14 protein-coding genes are annotated in these 20773 nt (G+C 41.7%); 7 read left to right on the plus strand and 7 right to left on the minus strand.

Annotation, left to right across the window (positions count from 1 at the left end):
- Positions 1 to 2: 2 nt before the first annotated feature.
- From G327_RS0117580 to nadK, 6 genes are all read right to left on the minus strand, one after another.
- Positions 3 to 5003, minus strand: a complete 5001-nt coding sequence (locus tag G327_RS0117580; protein ID WP_019616120.1) for a 2-oxoacid:acceptor oxidoreductase family protein — start codon at positions 5001 to 5003, stop codon at positions 3 to 5.
- A gap of 484 nt (positions 5004 to 5487) precedes the next feature.
- Positions 5488 to 6090, minus strand: a complete 603-nt coding sequence (lolB, locus tag G327_RS0117585) for a lipoprotein insertase outer membrane protein LolB (protein WP_019616121.1) — start codon at positions 6088 to 6090, stop codon at positions 5488 to 5490.
- 108 nt (positions 6091 to 6198) lie between these two features.
- Positions 6199 to 7272 carry a GGDEF domain-containing protein gene (locus tag G327_RS25035; protein ID WP_169337246.1) on the minus strand — a complete coding sequence of 358 codons (1074 nt, stop codon included), beginning with the start codon at positions 7270 to 7272 and terminating at the stop codon, positions 6199 to 6201.
- Positions 7273 to 7384: 112 nt separating this feature from the next.
- Entirely contained in the window at positions 7385 to 8470 is a 1086-nt protein-coding gene (locus tag G327_RS0117595; RefSeq protein WP_019616123.1) for an HD domain-containing phosphohydrolase, read from the minus strand.
- A 137-nt stretch (positions 8471 to 8607) separates the two neighbouring features.
- Positions 8608 to 10278, minus strand: coding sequence for a DNA repair protein RecN (recN, locus tag G327_RS0117600; RefSeq protein ID WP_019616124.1), 1671 nt, complete (start codon positions 10276 to 10278; stop codon positions 8608 to 8610).
- 127 nt (positions 10279 to 10405) lie between these two features.
- Positions 10406 to 11305: an NAD(+) kinase gene (gene nadK / locus G327_RS0117605; protein WP_019616125.1), complete on the minus strand. Its 900-nt coding sequence runs from the start codon at positions 11303 to 11305 to the stop codon at positions 10406 to 10408.
- Between the two features lie 245 nt (positions 11306 to 11550).
- Here nadK and grpE point away from each other — a divergent pair, with 245 nt between their 5' ends.
- The 7 genes from grpE (at position 11551) to G327_RS25040 (ending at position 20466) form a co-directional block, all read left to right on the plus strand.
- Positions 11551 to 12177 carry a nucleotide exchange factor GrpE gene (gene grpE / locus G327_RS0117610; RefSeq protein ID WP_019616126.1) on the plus strand — a complete coding sequence of 209 codons (627 nt, stop codon included), beginning with the start codon at positions 11551 to 11553 and terminating at the stop codon, positions 12175 to 12177.
- 213 nt (positions 12178 to 12390) lie between these two features.
- Positions 12391 to 14316, plus strand: coding sequence for a molecular chaperone DnaK (gene dnaK, locus G327_RS0117620; protein ID WP_019616128.1), 1926 nt, complete (start codon positions 12391 to 12393; stop codon positions 14314 to 14316).
- 103 nt (positions 14317 to 14419) lie between these two features.
- Complete coding sequence (dnaJ, locus tag G327_RS0117625; RefSeq protein WP_019616129.1) at positions 14420 to 15553, plus strand: molecular chaperone DnaJ; 1134 nt, start codon at positions 14420 to 14422, stop codon at positions 15551 to 15553.
- 62 nt (positions 15554 to 15615) lie between these two features.
- Positions 15616 to 16176, plus strand: coding sequence for a bifunctional adenosylcobinamide kinase/adenosylcobinamide-phosphate guanylyltransferase (locus tag G327_RS0117630; RefSeq protein ID WP_019616130.1), 561 nt, complete (start codon positions 15616 to 15618; stop codon positions 16174 to 16176).
- 122 nt (positions 16177 to 16298) lie between these two features.
- Positions 16299 to 16919: a BamJ family beta-barrel-assembly machinery protein gene (gene bamJ, locus G327_RS0117635; protein WP_019616131.1), complete on the plus strand. Its 621-nt coding sequence runs from the start codon at positions 16299 to 16301 to the stop codon at positions 16917 to 16919.
- Between the two features lie 549 nt (positions 16920 to 17468).
- Positions 17469 to 18677 carry a hypothetical protein gene (locus G327_RS0117640; RefSeq protein WP_019616132.1) on the plus strand — a complete coding sequence of 403 codons (1209 nt, stop codon included), beginning with the start codon at positions 17469 to 17471 and terminating at the stop codon, positions 18675 to 18677.
- Positions 18670 to 20466, plus strand: coding sequence for an ATP-binding protein (locus tag G327_RS25040; RefSeq protein WP_019616133.1), 1797 nt, complete (start codon positions 18670 to 18672; stop codon positions 20464 to 20466). The genes G327_RS0117640 and G327_RS25040 overlap by 8 nt, the downstream gene beginning before the upstream one ends.
- A 9-nt stretch (positions 20467 to 20475) precedes the next feature.
- On the opposite strand, the gene G327_RS0117650 is transcribed toward G327_RS25040, so the two are convergent.
- The coding region (locus tag G327_RS0117650; RefSeq protein WP_019616134.1) for an IS3 family transposase at positions 20476 to 20773 on the minus strand (298 nt) is incomplete at its 5' end.

The raw sequence follows: 20773 nt of genomic DNA on the forward strand, positions 1-20773 counted from the left end.
AATTACACCTCCGCCGTGGCTGGCGTATTGAGCTGAATAATTTCAGCGTCACATTCATCAGCGATACGAGCCGCCCGATTGATAAGTTCATCATTGATTACGGTATTTTCCAGTGCGCCGGGAATGACGCGGCTGACGACTTTTGTGGTGCCGTTATCGACAATGGTAATTTTCTCAAATAACTCACTTAACTGCTGGTAGCAAGTTTTGCAGTCAGTGCATTCACCCTGCTGCTCATCGCTAATAACGACTAAGGGTTTATTCTCTGTACTGTCTGCTGATTGTGCAGCTTCAACCTGAGTCACTGGAATAGACTGATCAGGAGAAAAAACGCCGGCGGTCATCGCAAGTTCCGCTAAGCCGTTGGCGATGCTGTCGATCGTCTGCTCTTTGGCTTCGACGGCTTGTTGATAGTGCAGCTGCCACTGCTTGAGCTGCTGCTGGTAATCCCGCTCAATTTTCACCAGGTGCTGACCGCTGATGTACTGCAGCATTCGCCAGTTACGTAAGCGTTCTTCTGTCAGGGCAATAATCGAATCCGAAACACGCAGCTGGATTAAATGGCGCTGTTTGTCAGTTGACCAGATAAACGGCACTTTATCGATGCGCTCTGACGGAGTTAACGCGATGTAGTCGGCCGTCTCTACGAGCGATGCGCAGCTGTCGACAGCTTGGAAATGTTTCTTAAAGCGTCCTTCATGCAGAGCAAAATCAGCCGGAGTAAAGGGTACTTGTTTTAACTGGGTCATACCATCAGCATCGGTATAAGTAATCGTTTGTGCTGCCCAGTCCTGCAGGAGGTCAGGGTTTCCTTCTAATGAGAAGCGCTGTGCTAATGTTTCACCTTTACGCGGATCATGAACAAAAACCGGATTCATGCGGCTCTCAACGGCCCATCGAGAATGACGTGTACTGGCATCATCGGCAATACCATGCTCACCCATGCAGGGTGTATAGACGTCAAACAGAGCGGGGGCATCTTGATAGTTCAAGTACTCCGTCAAGTTTGACATAAAGTGACCCTGCAGCGCTGTTGAGGTTTGTACAACCATCACTTTCGGGTGGAAGGTCGCAATAATGCCTAACTCCTTACGCGCCTCTTCTTTACCGCTGTGAGTGGCACCGATACGGCTGAGATCCGAGTCTTGCGCCGTGAAGCTTGAGGTCGATGCCTGGCCGCCTGTATTAGAATAGCTGCCGGTATTAAGTACCACGATTTTTATTGGTGTCGATGTTGTCAGTAAACGGGACAGTGCACCGAAACCAATATCGTAAGTAGCGCCATCACCGCCGATGCTGAATACCGTCGGCAGCAGCGCCAGTTCCTGCTCGGAAAGCTGTGTCCATTCAAGGTAGCGCAGCTGCTTGTCATGGACTTGCGGGTCATAGAGATCATCAATATCCAGTTTTGCACTGCGCACGGCTTTGATTTGTGCCAGCTGATTAGCAGCTTCACCTTCAAATAACCCTTTCGCGACAGCCGGAGTATCCTGGAATAAGCTGTTTACCCAGGGATCATTATACGGATTTGACGGGAACGTTGATGCGTAAACGCTGCTGCAGCCTGTCGCATTGGCAATAAGGGCATCAGAAGGACCGTTACCCGTCGGGCCATGTTCGTAGTGGAATAGACGTTTGTCTAATATCGAGATGGTCTGCTGGATACGTTCAGCTCGATCTGCATCCTTTTTATCAGTCAGTATTATAGGCAGCTTGACCTGTAACTGCTCAATTAGATTTTCTAACTGTTCGATATGTGTTTGATAACGCTGCTGCTGCAGCGCGCGGTTTATCGATGTGATTAAACGCAGCGCGGTCACTTCACCGCAGCCTCGACAAGCACCATGACCAGAAGTCATTGCGTAGTAATTATCACGATCCAGTAATAAGCGTTTTGCTTCACCACTGGAGCGGGTCGCCTGTTCGATGAATCGATTCGGGGTTTTCGGCATTTCTGCTAATGTATTAAAGGTCTGATGCATCTGCGTATTAAGTTCACTAGTCTGACGAACTTTTTGAAGTGCGTTAGGACCGCAAACCTCGACGCATTCCATGCAGCCGCTGCATTTGCTTGGGTCAACAGTAACGCTAAACAGCCCGCCAGATCCCGGTAGTGTATTTTCCATGGCATCAAAAAAAGGTTTGGTGCGGCTGAAGGGCATATCTTCAAGCATGCTGCAAATACTGAACAGATGCTGCTGCAGTGCCTGGTTGGTGAATGTCATTTCATTGACGGCGCGTGCCGCTAGTGCATGTAGAGCCGTTGTTTGACCTTTGGCTGCGCTGTGGTATTGAAAACGAACCGCATCACAAAGAGAGGGAACTTGAGCCTTGATAAGTTCAAGCTGTGCCGGCGGCAGTTTCAGCCTGCTGACGGCAAAATTTAAAATATCGTGCAGTTCATGCACTGCATTAGGAATTGCGCCGTCAGGGCAGGCAATGGTGCATTCCATACAACCGGTACATTTGTCTATGTTGAATATTGGAACATTTAGGCGGAATAAACCTTTATCTTTAGTTACCGCACTTGCGGGCGGCAGAAACATGCCGGAGCCGGGGATGACAGGGGCTTCGCTGATACTGCCGTCAGCGTATTTTTTACCGGCAATATTGTCAAAGTAAACCTGATCGAATAAACCGCAGCTGGCGTTGTTGGGGTTACAGTGCCGCTTGTGTGCGGCTTCTTCGCTTGTATCATTATCACTGAAGTCGGTATAGCAGACCGCTTGTGTTGCTTTCACGCCGTCGCGGATAACCGCCATATTTCCGGCCACAACTTTTTCTCCTTTGGCGGCAAATTTTTTATTAATTTGTCGCTCAATACGTTCTAACATCTGTTGTGCATCAGCACCGTCTGTTACCTGCTTGGCATGGCCGCATAGGGCGCCGATAAAGGCAATGCCCATCATTCTAATTTCTAAGTCGGGCGTCGGCGCGTGTTTGCGGGCAACGGCAAAGGCATCGACGACATAAAAATTAATGTTTTGCTCACGTATGTACTGGCGGGCACTTTGCGGTATCTCCTGCCATACCTGCTCAGGCGTATGGTGGGTCTGGAGAATAAAAGTGCCGTTTTTGCTAAGCCCTGCAAGCGGGTTGGTATGCATGAACACCTTATGATCCGGTGACAATACCACTTCAATCTGCAGAAGTTCGGCGTTGGTTATTTTGATCGGCTCTGGTGACAGGGTAATGAAGAAATTAGTTGGTGCGCCGCTTTTTTCTGAACCGTATTTAGGCATTGATTTTGAATGTAAATCCAGTGCACCTGCTAGAATGTCGGTAAGCAGTTTACCCGTTGCAATGGTGCCGTAACCTCCTACAGAGTGGAAACGGATGCGCATTGCACTTTCCGGAAGCAGGTTCGGGTTTTCACCGGTTTCCAATGCCATCAGTTCAGTATTCGGATAGGCTTGATGTAGACGCCGCTGGGTATCGTTTAATTCTCCCGATGCTGTGTATTCAAAGAACTGACTGCCTAAGTAGAAGAAGGGTTTACTATCTTCTGCTTTCATATTTTCAAATGCGGCGATCAGATGACAAGGCTGCAGATCATGACCGCCTAATCCAAAGATACCGGTACTGATCTGCGGTGGATGGGTGAGCGCCATAATGCCTGTGTGACGAAGAGTGACCGCATTTTCAGCTGCTTTAAATAAAGCACGCGAGACACGTTCAGTCAGGCGCGTTTCATCGCAGCGCTCAAGAATGGTAACCGATTTTTTACCTGCTAGTTTTTCAACTAACTGCGCTTCCGGAAAGGGATGGAGCTGCTTAATTGAAATCACGCCCACTTTATGACCCTGGCTGCGCAGATAACTAGCAACCGCTTCTGCATCATCGGTAACAGAACCCAAACCAAGCAGTACGTACTGTGCATCAGTGCACATAAATTCCATAACCGGCTCATAATGTCGGCCTGTTAATTGTGCGTACTCATTCATTGCCTGCTCGATAAACTGCGGTACATCACTCATAAAATGTGTACTGTGATCGATGATACCAGCTTGATAATCAGGTTGATTCTGAACTCCGCCGGTTAAGCCGGGGTTGTGCGTATCAACTAACGCGGGTACCCGTTGACGCGTATCTTTCTGATAAGCGTTCAGCCATGTACGGCGCCATTTTTTGTGCAGTTCGGCCGGAACGAATTCATTGCTTTCGCTCAGACGAATACCGTTATTATCTTCTTCTAACTGTTCGCTAAACAGTTCAATATAATCTTTTAAACTCTGGCATTTATCCGGCCAGAACTGATCCTGGTATTTGTTTATAAACTGCTTGAGCTGCCATACCCGTCCTTTTGCACCATAAAGCATTCGCTGTGCTTCAGTTGGTGCGGTAATACGATCGCGAGGGTCTCCAAGGTACTGCTTTAGCATTTCCGGCTCAGGCAGTTTAACTTGACTCTGAATGTGACTGGTTGCAAAACCATCCATTGTATTAGCAACTGGAATAAGGGAGAGAGCGCTGACTCGATAAGAAATGGCGGCTAAATCGGCTGCCTCCTGAGAGTTGCTGGAAAACAAGGTGGTGTAACCAGCAGAGAGCAGAGCGTAGACATCATCATGACCGGCCATGACATTAAGTGAGTGACGGGAGACTGAGCGTGCTGCAACATGCAGTACAAATCCAGCAGCTTTTTTACCGACCGTTACATAATGAGACTCTAACGCATACAGGATACCTTGGCTGGAGGAAGCATTGGAAATGTATTTTCCGCCGGTTAAAGCTGCGCCTAATGCGCCGCTTTGTGCGGAGTGCTCACCTTCAGGCTCAAAGAAAAAGGGGTGTTCACCCCAAACATTGCATCCGCCCTGGGCACGGAACTCTTCATATAATTCAGAAATTTCAGTCGATGGCGTAATGGGATATCCGATCACGCCGCCACATACATGATCCATAACATGTGCAACCGCGCCGTTACCGTGAATGACAGTGGCTAAACCTGGGTATTGTGGAAAATCCTGCTGTTGTTTATCAGATTTGGACAATAAAGACATGAGCTATTTCTCCTTGTATGTATTAGGCAAGCTAATCGGTCGATGACTCTGGCCAACAACATACAAAACGCCATGAATTTTCGGCAGTTCAGGAAGTTTAGGCGCGTATCTCAGCTTGAAACCTTAAAACCATAACTATTTGAAAAACAAAATGTGTGTCCTTGAAATAGTACACTAGTCGCGGGAAGATAATGCGCAGATGTTCACAAAATAGACGCTTGCTTTCGTTCTCAATAAATTATTATTTTAGACAAGCAATCCGGATATACATTCATTATTGATGTGAAGTTAATTTAACTAACATGCCTGCTGAATTTGGCCGATACCCTGAATGAGATGAAGAACTCTGTAAATGAGTAGATTTTTGTCGGGTGAGGTGTCGGAAAAACATTTGGTGCAGTGAACGTTTAACGACTGAAGTAAATGCTGCAGATAATATCTGCAGCAGGGGATTTCTGCGACTGCGCACGGTGTTTTTTTCTGATTATGCTTTATCAGTAATAATCCATTTATTGATAGCAAACTTTAACCGTAAATTCGGGCGTTTAAGCTGTAATTTATGCGGCAGATTAATATGCTGTGTAGTTTTATAGTCGGCATAATCAATTGACCAGTTGATATTGTGTTTGTCCTGTCCATTTAAGCTTAGTAATTGATTATTTTCATTCAATTGATACACAGCATCAGTCGGGTTGCCTTTAATCCACTGCTGCAGCACATCAATCGGTATAACAAATCCTGACAGCTGCTTAATTAGGGTTTCTGTATCGTCTCCGTAATAGGTTTTACCATCAAAGATAATTTTTGTCTCGCTTCGATCTTTTTTAACATCTAAAACGCTTAATCCGACAAAGTTAGTTAAAGTGATTTGAAACTCCTGGTCGGACTGCTGCCAGAACAGGTTCAGACTGATACGCTCTTCCGGTGTGATAAAAGCCAGTTTGCCGCTTAACTGCCAGTTATTTAAATTTTGTAACTGCCGCTGGTGTTGAGACCATGAGTCATTCTTCGGGGCATCGTCAACTGGTATTTGTGCGCATCCGGATAATATGAATATAAAGCAGAAAAAGAGAAAACGTATTTTCATGGGCTGTACACCAAGTGAGATAAAATAGAATAGTAACGAGTAACAAAAAAAAATACAGTAAAATTTTTGGGAAGGGGATAACGACTGTCACGGAGTTACACAAGAAGCTCAGAAAAAGTTTAAGCCTCCTTCTTCAAATTCTTCTGCCTGTTCGCATATTTCTCCAGCTGATAATAAGTCCTCATAAATATGCACTTGATTTCTGCCGTGATGTTTTGCGTAATATAATGCAGTATCTGCTTTAATAATAACCTCGCGCGGATCATTTTCTTCAGTGATCTGTTTTGCACCGATGCTGACCGTCAGTTTTTCAATTTTAGCATAGCGGTGAGACTCTATTACTTTTCTTATACGTTCAAAGGCCGTCTGTGCATCCTGCTGATCGGAAGCTTTTACTATTAAAACAAACTCCTCTCCGCCAAAACGAAATACTTTGTCGATATCCCGGACACTTTGCTCCAAAAGACGGGAGACGAGTATTAATATTTCGTCACCGTAGATATGGCCGTAGTTGTCGTTAATATCTTTAAAATGGTCAATATCCAGCACGCACAGCCAGTCTTTCTGTTTACCATTATAATGTCGGGTGTCCAGTTTGTCGTGCTGGTGGGGAGGAACACTGCTCGTGCAGGGGGGGCTGTTTTTAATTAATAAACGCGTGATTTCAGACTCCAGAGTTTCACGATTCAAAAGACCTGTTAACTTATCCCGGTTAGTGACAGCAATAAGTTCTAGGTAATTGCAGTAGATTTGTAATAAACCGTGAACCAGGCATCTTTCATCCTCTTCTCGGTGTTTACTGGTCTGGATTAATACAGCAAAAATTTCGTTATGAGCATTAAAAGCCGGGTAGATGATCTGGTCTTGTAGATGACTGTGTTCCTGGTTTAAGGAAACAATTTCCCCTTTATCAACAACATCAAAAATTGCCTGCTGGAAATGTTCGGAAAAGCGCTGTTTTCTGGTAACCTCGGTGGTGATGATATTATCCTGAGATGCGAATGCTGACAGCCCTAGCCTGATAGCCGGCTGTAATGAAATAACCTGGTAAAGGTGAAAGCTGCTTTTTTTATCAAATTCCATCAATGTTTTTAATAAGTTATGTTCAATAACCTTAGGGTCTCGGTAACGTGTAATTTCAGCTAAAGAGTTAATGAACTTTATAGAATTAATCTGTTTCAAAATAACTCCGAAGCCGTTGACGATCATTACAATATAGTCTGCTTTTAAAAAAGATCGACATAAGTACTTGTTTTGTGATCTATTGAACAATTTTAAATCAATAGTCAATGGGTTAATTCGGATACTTTTCCCTTATAGTGAGGAATAGAGGCAGGTTTTCTAATAAAAGATCAACCAGTTTCGGATCGAAATGCACACCGCGCTGCTGTTTAAATAATTCTAGTATTTTATCTAACGGCCAGGCCTCCTTGTAAACTCGTGCACTGCCTAATGCATCAAACACGTCGGCTACTGCTGTTATGCGTCCGTAGATATGAATATTTTCACCTGTGAGTTGTTGTGGGTAACCACTTCCGTCCCATTTTTCATGATGCTGATAGGCAATAACGGCTGCTGTTTTTAATACTGGACGGCTGGAGTGATTAAGTAAGTTAAACCCGATTTCCGCATGTGTTTTCATTATTTTAAATTCGTCTTTATCAAGCTTCCCCGGTTTCTTAAGCACGGCATCCGGAATGCCGACTTTACCAATGTCGTGCATCGGAGAAGCAAGTTTGATCAGTTCTGCTTCATCTTTATTAATACCGTTAAGAAGCGCTAATAGTTCAGAATACTCCGCAACACGACGGACGTGATCGCCTGTTTCTTTTGAGCGTGTTTCGCCGATCTCACCCATGGCGTACACAATCTCTTTCTGCGTTTCAATAATCTCCTGATTGAGCGCCACAATTTCAGTGATATCAGCTCCATATACCACGATACCATCAAGTTGAATTGAGCCCCTGATTACTAATGAATAAACGCAGCCGTTATTCAATGTCAGTTTACTGCGTTGAATCAGTTCTTGATTTATGATCGGTTGAATATCTGTTCTAACTAAGTCTTGAAATTTTTCTACTTCAGGAAAAAGTTTTTTAGCAGGTTTGTTAGAAAATGCGAGCTGGCTGTCTGATTTAAAAATAAACACTGGCTGAGGGTTATATCTCGGTAAAAAATTAACAAAGAGATGTTCTTTTGCCTCTTGAGTTTCTTGATGAAGAAGATGAGTAATGGGGCATTTTGATGTTAATCCTGTATGGATTAACATCAACCCGGCAGGAATTAACAAGTACCATAAAGAATGGGAACCAAGAGCTACCAGCAGGGTACCGAGCAGCACCCTGATATTACTGTCTTTTTTACTAATATTGATTAACATTCGACGAATAACCTTAGATTATATTTATTAATTCCGACAATATAAAAATACTATCTCTAAAGCTGAATGTTGCAACTTACTAACCTGAATTGTCAGCTGTTTTTAGTCGATATGCTAAGTGAAACCACATTTTCATCTTACTGTACAAGCAGTTCCTGGGCATTCGCCAAAGTGCGTTCAGTAATGCTGTCTCCGCCTAATAAACGCGCCAGTTCATTTAAACGGTCTTCACTATTGAGCTTTAGCATCGTGGTATTTGTTGTCTTACCATCACTGTGTTTATTCACAAACATCTGCTGATGACCGTTTCCGGCAACTTGAGGTAAATGGGTTACACAGAATATCTGTGTATTTTCTCCAAGGCTTCGCAGCAGTTTGCCGACAACAGAAGCCGTTGCACCACTGATACCGACATCGACTTCATCAAAAATCAGTGTGGGTGTAGATACCCGCTGGCTGATTATTACTTGAATCGCCAGACCGATTCGCGATAACTCACCACCGGATGCTACTTTACCTAAGTCCTGTAATGACTGGCCTGCATTGGTCGCAACCTGAAACTCAATACTGTCAATACCAAGCGGACTTAGAGAACTGCCTTGACTTAATGCAACATGGAACTGTCCTTCCTGCATATTCAGCTTCTGAATACTTGCAGTTACTTTTTTACTGATCTCTTTACTGTAACGTAAGCGGCTTTGGCTGAGTTTTTGTGCATGCTTAAAGTAATCCTGTTCGGCCTGCTGCAGATCCTGGCTAAGCTGTTCAATTTGAGCTTCACTATTGTTTAATTGTTTATACTCTTTGGCCAGTTTCTGATGATGATGATAAAGTGATTCTGGCTGTACCTGATGCTTACGAGCAAGCGCCAGCGCTTCACTCATGCGTGTTTCTAACTGCTGAAAGTATTCAGGATCAAGCTCTAAATTATCACTGAAATGGCGCAGTTCGTAACTTGCTTCTTCGATTTGAATAACTGCTTCCTGCAGACTGGTCACAATGCTCTGTAAATTTGCATCGTTTTCCATTTGTGATTCCAGCAGAGAAACACTTTTACGCAATAAACTCAGCGAATCTGTTTCCTCGCCTTCCGTTAACTGATTTAAGCTGACCTGGCAGGCTTCCAGCAGACTGCCGCTGTTTGCTAAACGTTTATGCTCCTGTTCAATAACCTGAAATTCGTCTTCACTTAGTGCAAATTCGTCAAGCTCTACAATCTGGTATTCCAGCAGCTGTTTACGGGCTTGTTTTTCCTGCTGGTTAAACTGCTGCTGTTTTAATTGTTTATTTAAGAAGTGCCAGCCCTGATAAGTATCTTTTACTTTCTGCAGCAGAGCATGGTGACTTGCGTATTCATCGATAACTGCAAGCTGAATATCATTTTTGAGCAGGCTCTGGTGAGCGTGCTGACCATGGATATTAACTAATAACTGCCCGAGACTTTTTAATTGTGAAAGCGGTACAGGGGTTCCGTTAATGTAGGCGCGTGAGCGTCCTTCACGGGTAATAATACGGCGTAATAAACACTCTGTATTAGCGCTTAAACTGTCTTCAAGGTCATTGTTTTTTAGCCAGTTTTGAGCATGCGGCGTATCATTAAGCGTAAATCTGGCACTGACTTCTGCTTTTTCTGTGCCTGTTCTGACCATGTTTGCATCTGCTCGAGAGCCTAGGCACAAGCCAAGTGCATCGATAGCAATTGATTTACCTGCACCTGTTTCTCCAGTGATGGTGGTCATACCGTTATGAAATTCAAGTTCTAGAAATTGAACAATGGCAAAATGTTGCACGGTTAATTGATTAAGCATAGTGGTCACACCTCAAATACTGCAGATAGCTGCTGTTTAAAACTACTGTTTGTAGGTACAGTGTATTACTGTTTTTTTAAACAGTAAAGTGAGGTGTGCTAAATTAAAGGAAATTTTTTAAAAGAAGTTAAAAAAGTTTGTTACCCCAGCCGAGTTTATTCTGCAGCACATGGAAATAGTTATAATTTTCAGGATGTACCAGTTTCAACTGATGTTTGGTTTTTCTGATTATAATTTCATCGCCGGGTAAAACGGATAAATTTACATGGCTGTCGCAGCTGATCTGCATCTCAGTGGTATTACTTTCCGCTACTTTTAAACGTACACAGCTGCTCGCATCAATAACTATCGGACGGCTGTTTAAGGTATGTGGAAACATAGGCAGCAGACTAATCGCATCAAGGTTCGGGGTTAAAATCGGCCCGCCGCCGGAAAGAGAATAAGCTGTTGACCCTGTTGGTGTAGAGATAATTAAACCGTCTGCACGCTGGTTAAGCATAAAGTCATCATTCACATAAACTTCAAATTCAATCATATGGGCGATTTTATCCGGATGTAATACCGCTTCATTTACTGCTGTATTACTGCTCTTCATATGTCCGTGGCTATGAACCTGTGCTTCCAGTAAAAACCGATTTTCTACCTGATAGTTGCCTTGTAAAACTTCATCCAGCGGGTGCTCAAAATCATCGGGATCCAGGTCGGTTAAAAACCCTAAATTCCCCCTGTTTACGCCGATAACCGCAATATCAAAGCGGGCGAGTACTCGTGCCGCTCCGAGCATGTAACCATCCCCGCCGATTACAACGGCTAAATCACACAGCTGGCCGATACCGACAAGATCGGCACTTTTTACCTCTGCGATAGGCAGGTCAGCGGCAATACGATAATCAACAATCAGCTTTAACCCTTTCTTTTCTAAGAAACGGTATAAAGCCAGCAGAGTCTGCCTAGCTTCTGGGTGTTGAGGTTTTCCGATTAAACCGATAGTTTTAAATTCAGTCAGATCAGTATCTTGGCCTGGCATAGGGCACCTATATAGGAATAAGTTAAGTACTGTGAGTATACCGTTTACTCACCCTTAATAATAGAAGGCGGTACTATGATGTACTAATGTGCTTAGTTGACTATTGATAAATGCAGCAGAAGTAAGCTGGCAAAGTTAATCAGCAAAGAATTTAAGCATATTGTTATAACAGGCTTGAAACTATTATTGTGATCCCCATAATAGGGCATATATAACTTAATAATCGTAACAGTTAGGATTGAATAATGAGTACAAAACAAAAAGTAAGCCCTGAAGAGCAAGTTGAAACGGCTGCAGAGCAGGTTGAAGCCGCTGAACAAGTTGAAACTGCTGCCGAGCAGGTTGAAGCTGCTGCAGAAGAAAAGGTGGAAACTGCGGAAGAGCTAAATGTGCTTGAGCGCTTAACTAAAAAACTGACAGAAACAGAAGAACAGCTGAAAGAGCAGAAAGATCTGACTATCAGAGCGCAGGCTTTTGCACAAAATGAAATTCGTAAAGCCGGTATCGATGCTGAAAACCGCAGAAAATCAGTACTTAAAAGTTTTTCAAGTGGATTAGTGCCGGTTGTGGACCATCTAGAAATGGCCATTCAGCATGCAGATAAAGAAAATGAAACGCTAAAACCAATGCTTGAAGGTGTTGAAATGACCTTAGCAGAACTGGTTAAAGCAATTGGTCAACTTGGTGTGGTTCAAATTGATCCGCAGACTGGTGATGATTTAAACCCAGAAAAGCATCAGGCAATGAGCATGCAGGTAGTTGAAGGTGTTGAGCCTAACAAGATTGTTGCTGTTATGCAGAAAGGTTATGAGCTAAGCGGCGGACAAATTGTTCGTCCTGCTATGGTCGTCGTTTCTAAAGCTGCTGAATAACTGTTAATTGATCAGTGTATTAAAAGGTACTGCGGTACCTTTTTTTGTGGGCAGAGATAATATTGAAAAAAAATTAAATTTTTTTATTAATAAACCTTGAAACTGAAAAATGACCCCTCATATATAAAAACATCAAAGCGACAGTGTAATTTAAAAAATGAACATCTGTATGCTTACAAAACAAAAACATAATTAAGATTGGAGAAGAGTAAGATGGGTAAAATAATTGGTATTGATTTAGGTACAACAAATTCATGTGTTTCTGTACTTGATGGTGATGTAGCTAAAATCATTGAAAATGCAGAAGGCGAGCGTACTACTCCTTCAATCATTGCTTACACAGACGGTGAAACGTTAGTAGGTCAGCCTGCTAAGCGTCAGTCTGTAACTAACCCACAGAATACACTTTTTGCTATCAAACGTTTAATCGGTCGTCGTCACGAAGATGAAGAAGTACAGCGTGATATCAAAATCATGCCTTACAACATTGTTAAAGCTGATAACGGTGATGCATGGGTTGAAGCGCAAGGCAACAAAATGGCGCCGCCGCAAATCTCTGCTGAAGTTTTGAAAAAAATGAAAAAAACTGCAGAAGAGTACTTAGGTGAAGCTGTTTCTGGTGCGGTAATCACTGTTCCTGCTTACTTTAATGATGCACAGCGTCAGGCAACTAAAGATGCCGGCCGTATTGCTGGTCTTGATGTTAAACGTATCATCAATGAGCCGACTGCCGCTGCATTTGCTTACGGTGTTAACAATGCAAAAGGCGACAGTGTTGTTGCAGTATACGACTTAGGTGGTGGTACATTCGATATCTCTATCATCGAAATTGATGAAGTAGACGGCGAAAAAACCTTCGAAGTACTAGCAACAAATGGTGATACTCACTTAGGTGGTGAAGATTTCGATAACCGTTTAATCAACTTCTTAGTTGCTGAGTTCAAATCTGAACAGGGTTTTGATTTAACTAATGATCCGCTTGCAATGCAGCGTGTTAAAGAAGCTGCTGAAAAAGCAAAAATTGAACTGTCAAGTGCACAGCAGACTGATATCAACCTGCCTTACATCACAGCTGATGCAACAGGTCCTAAACATTTAAATATCAAAGTGACTCGTGCAAAACTTGAGTCTCTTGTTGAAGACATGGTTAAAGCAACACTTGATCCGCTGCGTATTGCATTAAAAGATGCTGACCTTTCAGTTGGTGAAATTAATGATGTTATCTTAGTAGGCGGCCAGACTCGTATGCCTTTAGTTCAGTCTATGGTTGCTGAGTTCTTTGGCAAAGAAGCGCGTAAAGATGTTAACCCTGATGAAGCTGTTGCAATGGGTGCTGCGATTCAAGGTGCGGTACTTTCTGGTGATAAAACTGACGTACTTCTTCTAGATGTTACGCCGTTATCTCTAGGTATCGAAACAATGGGTGGTGTTTTAACAAAAGTTATTGATAAAAACACAACTATCCCGACTAAACAGTCACAAACTTTCTCTACTGCTGAAGATAACCAGAGCGCTGTAACGATTCACATCTTACAAGGTGAGCGTAAACGTGCTGCTGATAATAAATCTTTAGGTCAGTTCAATCTTGAAGGTATCCGTGCTGCTACTCGTGGTACACCGCAGATTGAAGTAACTTTTGATATGGATGCGGACGGTATCTTACATGTATCTGCAAAAGATAAAGATACTAACCAGGAACAGAAAATCACTATCAAATCTAGTTCAGGTCTTTCTGATGAAGAGATTGAACAAATGGTGAATGATGCAGAAGCAAATGCTGAAGCAGATAAGAAGTTCGAAGAAGTTGTACAGGCGCGTAACCAGGCTGATGCAATGATTCACGGTACACGCAAACAGATTGAAGAAGCTGGTGACGCATTAGCTTCTGATGAGAAAGAAAAAATCGAAGCTGCGCTTAAAGAACTTGAAGAAGCAACTAAAGGCGAAGACAAAGAAGTAATCGAAGCAAAAACTACAGCACTTGCTGAAGCATCACAAAAACTGATGGAAATTGCACAGCAGAAAGCACAAGCTGAACAAGCTGGCGGTGCTGATGCACAGCAGCCTCAGGAAGATGCAAAAAAAGATGACGATATTGTTGATGCTGAGTTTGAAGAAGTAAAAGACGATAAAAAATAATTCATGAACTGTTGAAGTTTCAATGAATAACATTACGCGGATTATGGAGTTTTTCATAATCCGCGACTTTGTTTTAGATAAACAGCAATTTTGAGAAGTAAAAATGTCGAAACGTGATTGTTATGAAGTGCTTGGTGTCAGCCGAAGCGCAACAGAGAAAGAAGTAAAAAAAGCATATAAACGCTTAGCTATGAAATATCATCCGGATCGTACTAAAGGTGATGATGCCCTTGAAGAAAAATTCAAGGAAGTAAAAGAAGCTTACGAAATTCTAAACGATCCGCAGAAAAAAGCCGCTTATGATCAATATGGTCATGAAGGTGTAAATCAGAGTCATGGCGGCGGCGGATTCGGTCATGGTGATTTTGGTGATCAGTTCGGTGATATCTTTGGTGATATTTTTGGCGGCGGCCGTCGCGGCGGTGGTGGTGCACAACGTCCGCAGCAGGGGTCAGACCTTCGCTATAATATGGAATTAACGCTGGAAGAAGCGGTAAAAGGTATTTCCAAAGAGATTGAGATTCCAACACTGGTCCATTGTGAGCAGTGTAACGGTTCAGGCGCTAAAAAAGGTACTCAGGCTAAATCATGTGGTACTTGTCATGGACAGGGCCAGGTGCAGATGCGCCAAGGTTTCTTTGCAGTTAACCAGACTTGTCCAACTTGTCGCGGTAAAGGAAAAATAATTACTGATCCGTGTCATAAGTGTCATGGTGACGGTCGTTATGAGCGCAGTAAAACATTATCAGTTAAAATCCCGGCCGGTGTTGATACGGGTGACCGTATTCGTTTAAGCGGTGAAGGTGAAGCTGGGGAACACGGCGCACCAGCGGGTGATCTGTATGTACAGATGAATGTCCGTGAACATGAAGTCTTTGTACGTGACGGTAATAACCTATACTGTGAAGTGCCGATTAGTTTCACAGAAGCGGCGCTAGGCGGTGAAATTGAAGTACCAACCCTTGACGGGCGGGTAAAACTGAAAATTTCAGCTGAAACACAAACCGGCCGTATGTATCGTATGCGTAATAAAGGTGTTAAATCAGTACGCAGTCACAGTACCGGTGATTTAATGTGTAAAGTTATTGTCGAAACGCCAGTGAAGCTGTCAAGTAAACAGCGTGAACTGTTAAAAGAGTTTGAAGCTTTATGCTCATTAAGTTCAAAGAAAAATAAACCTAAGTCAGATGGTTTTATTAACAGCCTGAAAACGTTTTTTGATGATTTAAGTAAATAATTCTATAAAAAACTTATTCATTTTAAAGCCACCCTTACGGTGGCTTTTTTATCGGAGGTCAAATGCTGGAATTAGTTATTGGCGGTGTGCGCAGCGGCAAAAGTGATTTTGCAGAAAACAGGTTAAAGTTGTGGCTGGATCAGGATATGCAGCAGCAGGCTGTTTATATTGCAACCAGTGTGGCGATCGGTGAAGAAACCAAAAGCCGTATTGCCCGGCATCAGCTGCACCGGGACAGTAAAATCAGTACCTGTGAGCTTGATTATAAGGAGCAGGATCTGCAGATTTACCTTGAACAGTATAATAAGCCGCAGCAGCTGATTTTAATTGAGTGTTTATCAACCTGGGTCGGCTGGTATCTTTCTCAAGATAAATCGTTAAAAGCCTGCACTGCAGATTATGAATTAGTTAAGAATAAGTTTCTTCATGAACTTAGTCAGTTACAGGCAAAGGTTGTTATTGTCACTGGAGAGGTCGGCTGCGGTCTGATTGGGGAAAGTAAGCTGATGCGCTGTTATGCGGATAAGCTGGGAGAATTAAATCAGCAGGTGGCGGCCTTAGCGGATCAAGTTACGCTGGTAACTGCCGGAATAGCGCAGACAATAAAAACCAATACACAGTGAAAATAAATTTAAAATAATTTGTTTTAGGCCTTTAAAAATAAATTAGCCTCCCCATATTAATATAAATCGCTAACAAGGGATGCTTTATTTGAGTCATCCCCTCATTTAATAAGAGAACAAATATGTCTGAATTACAACTGATCACTAAAGAACAACAAGCAAGTTACGGTATTGGCCTACAGATGGGTGAGCAGCTTGCCGCTAACCCTTTTGACGGACTATCTGTAGCAGCTGTTTCTGCTGGTATCGCTGACGCATGTGCCGGCGCAGAAAGTAAAGTTGCTCAAGCTGACTTACAAGCTGCTTTTCAGGTTATTTCTGAGCGCATGCAGGCTGCAGCTGCTGAGAAGGCTAAAATATTAGGTGCTGCCGGTGCTGCTTACCTAGCTGAAAATGCTAAAAAAGAAGGTGTTGTAGTTACTGAATCTGGTCTTCAGTATGAAGTGATTGCTGCTGGTGAAGGTGAAAAACCAACTGCAGAATCTACAGTAAGCGTTCATTACCACGGTTGTTTAGTAGACGGTAAAGTGTTCGACAGCTCTGTTGAACGTGGCCAGCCTGCTGAGTTCCCAGTTGGCGGTGTTATCGCCGGCTGGACTGAAGCACTACAGCTTATGACTGTTGGTTCAAAATACAAGCTGACTGTTCCTTCTGAACTTGCATACGGTGAACGCGGTGCAGGTGCTGCAATTGCTCCTCATTCTGTACTAGTATTTGAAGTTGAATTATTAGACATTAAATAATTCCAGTCCCGTTAATTAACGGAAGTTGAAAACATTCAAGCTCCTAATCTGCTTACAGATTAGGAGCTTTTTTATTGTTTCTTAACAGCTCCAAAAAAATAGATTTCCGCTTCAATAATATCCCCGTAAAACTGTACTTCTTCTGATACGCAAGATTCAGCATCTATCCTTACTGCTTATATTAAATAAGGTATAAGTTGTCATTTACAAAGCATAGCTTTATCTGTAATACAGAATGTATGGATAACCCTTTACGCTCGATACCGGGAAGAAGCGAGCGTAGTACGATCTACAAATCACTGACTGAAGACACTGTTCTCGTTGTATTCCATGTTTCCACCGCAAATACGGAATAATTCTGCCTTTCTACAATAGATAAAACCTATTACAAAACACAACCATTTGAAAAGCAGTGTTAAAACATGTAACGTTTATTTTTATTATAAATATTTGATGGGCGTGTTTCTTGTGGAAACACGGAACTTTTCCGCCTAATAAGATGTTAAGTTTCAGTGATGGCTTGATCTAACATTCGACTAAGTAGGGACTATGAGCAGAACAGCAGAAAGTACAATAAAGGGTTTTCTATATCAGTTCCAAAAAACAATAAAAGCGATCCTTGAATCGTCATATGAAGACACAGTCACAGTAGAAGGAATTGTTGAGGATGTTGATGTTTCACATACTGACGGCAGTACGACAGCTATTCAGTGTAAATATCATGAATCAGTTGAAGTCTTCTCTACTAGCCTTATTTATAAACCATTACTTCAAATGGCTGCCAATTATTCCTCAAACCCTGAAGCAAATATAATTTATCGTTTGTTTATTCACGTTAAAAATCAAGCTAATACAACGCGAAATATCACTAAAACTGAACTTAACTCTGCTCTAGGGTCTACTAATCTGAAGCTTCAACCTACAATTAACCGAATTTCGGAAGATTTTGATAAGGATGATTTTTTAACAAAGTTAACTCTTGAGTTTGGTGAGTCTATTGATGATTTATCTATTAGTATAAAGGGTTTGTTGGCAGAAATTGAGATTCAAAATTCTGATGTTGAGAATATACTGTATCCAAACTCCATAAACCATATTGCTAGGGTTTCATGTGGAGATACTCCTGAGTCGCGAGAGATCACTAGGCAAGATTTCGAAAACTTACTATCTACTTCGAATAGTACTGCCATCTCCAAATGGACACTTGCATTAAACACTAAGAAGCAGCTATTAACATCTAAAAGAAAGCAGTTATCTCAGTATTTATCTTTAAATTCACGAGAAAGATACTTCTACCTTTCTAAAGATCAACTAACTGATTTCAATGAAGGTATTGTGGTGTTTATCAGTAATTACCTTGCTAAATACCACACAAAAGCATTGCATCTTAAAACGCCTACATTTGTGTTTGACTGCGAGTTAGACGTACTACTAGACATTCAATCTCGCTTATTTAGGAAGAATATCAAGGCATGTACTGGCTATGTCGGCACTAAGTTTGAAGTTCAGGAGTTTTTCCGTGAACCAATTAGTCGAAATAGCCGAAGTTTAGTAAATGAAAGAGAATTTCAAATTCGGATTCTGTCATATATGGATCAACCTGATGCGGTAAATCATAGAAAATGCGATGACTTATTTTTTGTTTGCCAAAATAAACCTAATCAAATTGATTGTACTGACATTGAAACATCCGAGATAGGGGTTCCTAATTTTAGTGAACTTGAATTTGTATTAACCATAAGGAACGAATATGAGTAGCATTGGCAGTGTAATGATTAGTTCTCCGTCTCAAATAACAATTCAAATCAATTCTATAGATATTTTCGAGGCGAATAAATCGAGTTTGCAAGTAGGTAAATATCTAAAAATAGAGGATGGTAATCATAACTTTGCAATCGCTATTGTCAAAAACATTGCGGGTAAAAATGATGATGATAAATGGATTTTTACCATTGATGCAACCCCCATCGGCGCACTGATAGCAAATGGTAGCGGTTATGACTTTAAAAAGGGAACTCCTGTTTTACCTGTTCCAACAGAACCCGTTTACATTATGGATTCAGAAACCCTTGATATTCTATTCTCTAGTGATGGAGGGTTCGACTTTAATATAGGTACTCTTTCTAATAATTCGGCTGTTAATTTCAACTTACACGGGAATAAGTTTTTCAGTAAACATATTGGTGTTGTTGGTTCTACTGGTTCTGGAAAGTCGTGCGCCGTATCGGGAATACTGCAAAAAGTTGTAGGTATTGATTCTAGCGGCTATTCATTGCATGGATCGAAAAACAATTCACACGTCGTTATTTTTGATTTACATTCAGAATATGCAACTGCATTTAATATTGGTGAACAAAGAGCGTTTACTTTAAATAATTTAACGGTAGATGATCTTCAATTACCATATTGGCTTATGAACTCTGAAGAGTTAGAGAGCATGTTTATTGAGAGTAACGAAAGTAATTCTCATAATCAAATGGCTATTTTTAAGCGGGCTGTTATTGCAAATAAAAAATTGCATAACCCCCTGCTTGTTGATGCGACCTATGATACCCCATGTTACTTTTCAATTAGTGAAGTTGTAAATTATATTGACAATTTTGATAGAGAAGTTATTGGAAGAAAAGAAGGGGAAGGGAAGCCAAAGCTTATTTGTGGTTCGCTAGTAGATAATCAAGATGAAGAATATTTTAATTCTAGACTTACTTTCGTAGCTAATTCAGCAGCAAAAGACACAAAAGCTACCAACGGCCCATTTTACGGTGAATTTAACCGCTTTATATCTCGATTAGAAACTAGGCTTTCAGACGACAGGCTAAGATTCCTTTTAAAGCCAATAAAAACTGACGGCGAAATATTCAATACAAATGATTTTAGTGATCTGTTAAAGCAATTTATCGGGTACTCTAATAAGTCGAATATAACAATTTTTGATCTGAGTGGAGTTCCATTTGAGGTGTTAAGTGTAACTATTAGTTTATTATCTCGAATAATTTTTGATTTCTCTTTTCATAATTCAAAGCTTAGACATGCCGAAGGAGAAGATAATCATATTCCAATTTTGTTAGTTTGCGAAGAAGCACATAATTACGTCCCCGCTTCTGATTCTGCAATGTACAGAGCGTCAAGAAAGTCTATTGAAAGAATTGCCAAAGAAGGCAGGAAATATGGATTGAGTCTTATGGTTGTCAGTCAGAGACCATCTGAAGTTTCACCAACAATATTTTCACAATGCAGTAATTTCATTGCGTTACGTTTAACAAATAAAGCTGACCAAAATTACATTAAAGGGCTTTTACCTGAAAACACTAGTGCAGCTGCTGAAATGCTTCCTAGCCTAGGTCAAGGTGAAGCTCTTATCGTAGGCGATGCTTCTATTATGCCCAGTTTAGTTCAATTACCTAAGCCAATACCTGAGCCAAAATCTGCAAGTGTTGATGTTCATTCTGTTTGGAATGAGAGCTGGAAAGAACCGAGCTTTATCAATGTGATAAAACGTTGGCGTAAAGAAAGATCTGACCTGGTCAACTTAATTCAGTCACCCTAGTTAAGTTCTTTAAGCTACTTCTTTTAATGGTTTAGCCATACGCTCAAATTCATTGGGACTTTGATAATTCAGGTATGAATGCATCCGTTGGCTGTTGTACCACATTGTGATGTAATTCAGTACATCTTGCTGAGCTGCATAGCGCTTTCGATAATTGCGCCAGTGGACTCTCTCCTGTTTCAAGCTGCCGAAAAAGCTTTCTGCTACTGCATTATCCCAGCAACATCCTTTTTTGCTCATACTACCTACAAACTTATGCAACCTCAGTATCCGTCTATATTGATGGCTCGCATATTGAACGCCTTGA

The sequence above is a fragment of the Psychromonas ossibalaenae ATCC BAA-1528 genome, from assembly GCF_000381745.1.
GTDB classification, from domain to species: Bacteria; Pseudomonadota; Gammaproteobacteria; order Enterobacterales; family Psychromonadaceae; genus Psychromonas; species Psychromonas ossibalaenae.

What these genes read in the sequence shown, in the direction of transcription:
- G327_RS25040 (WP_019616133.1), top strand. Translation starts at nt 18,670, where the DNA reads ATGAGTAGCATTGGCAGTGTAATGATTAGTTCTCCGTCTCAAATAACA.
- grpE (WP_019616126.1), top strand. Translation starts at nt 11,551, where the DNA reads ATGAGTACAAAACAAAAAGTAAGCCCTGAAGAGCAAGTTGAAACGGCT.
- recN (WP_019616124.1), bottom strand. Translation starts at nt 10,278, where the DNA reads ATGCTTAATCAATTAACCGTGCAACATTTTGCCATTGTTCAATTTCTA.
- G327_RS0117595 (WP_019616123.1), bottom strand. Translation starts at nt 8,470, where the DNA reads ATGTTAATCAATATTAGTAAAAAAGACAGTAATATCAGGGTGCTGCTC.
- dnaJ (WP_019616129.1), top strand. Translation starts at nt 14,420, where the DNA reads ATGTCGAAACGTGATTGTTATGAAGTGCTTGGTGTCAGCCGAAGCGCA.
- lolB (WP_019616121.1), bottom strand. Translation starts at nt 6,090, where the DNA reads ATGAAAATACGTTTTCTCTTTTTCTGCTTTATATTCATATTATCCGGA.
- nadK (WP_019616125.1), bottom strand. Translation starts at nt 11,305, where the DNA reads ATGCCAGGCCAAGATACTGATCTGACTGAATTTAAAACTATCGGTTTA.
- G327_RS0117640 (WP_019616132.1), top strand. Translation starts at nt 17,469, where the DNA reads ATGAGCAGAACAGCAGAAAGTACAATAAAGGGTTTTCTATATCAGTTC.
- G327_RS0117630 (WP_019616130.1), top strand. Translation starts at nt 15,616, where the DNA reads ATGCTGGAATTAGTTATTGGCGGTGTGCGCAGCGGCAAAAGTGATTTT.
- G327_RS0117580 (WP_019616120.1), bottom strand. Translation starts at nt 5,003, where the DNA reads ATGTCTTTATTGTCCAAATCTGATAAACAACAGCAGGATTTTCCACAA.
- bamJ (WP_019616131.1), top strand. Translation starts at nt 16,299, where the DNA reads ATGTCTGAATTACAACTGATCACTAAAGAACAACAAGCAAGTTACGGT.
- dnaK (WP_019616128.1), top strand. Translation starts at nt 12,391, where the DNA reads ATGGGTAAAATAATTGGTATTGATTTAGGTACAACAAATTCATGTGTT.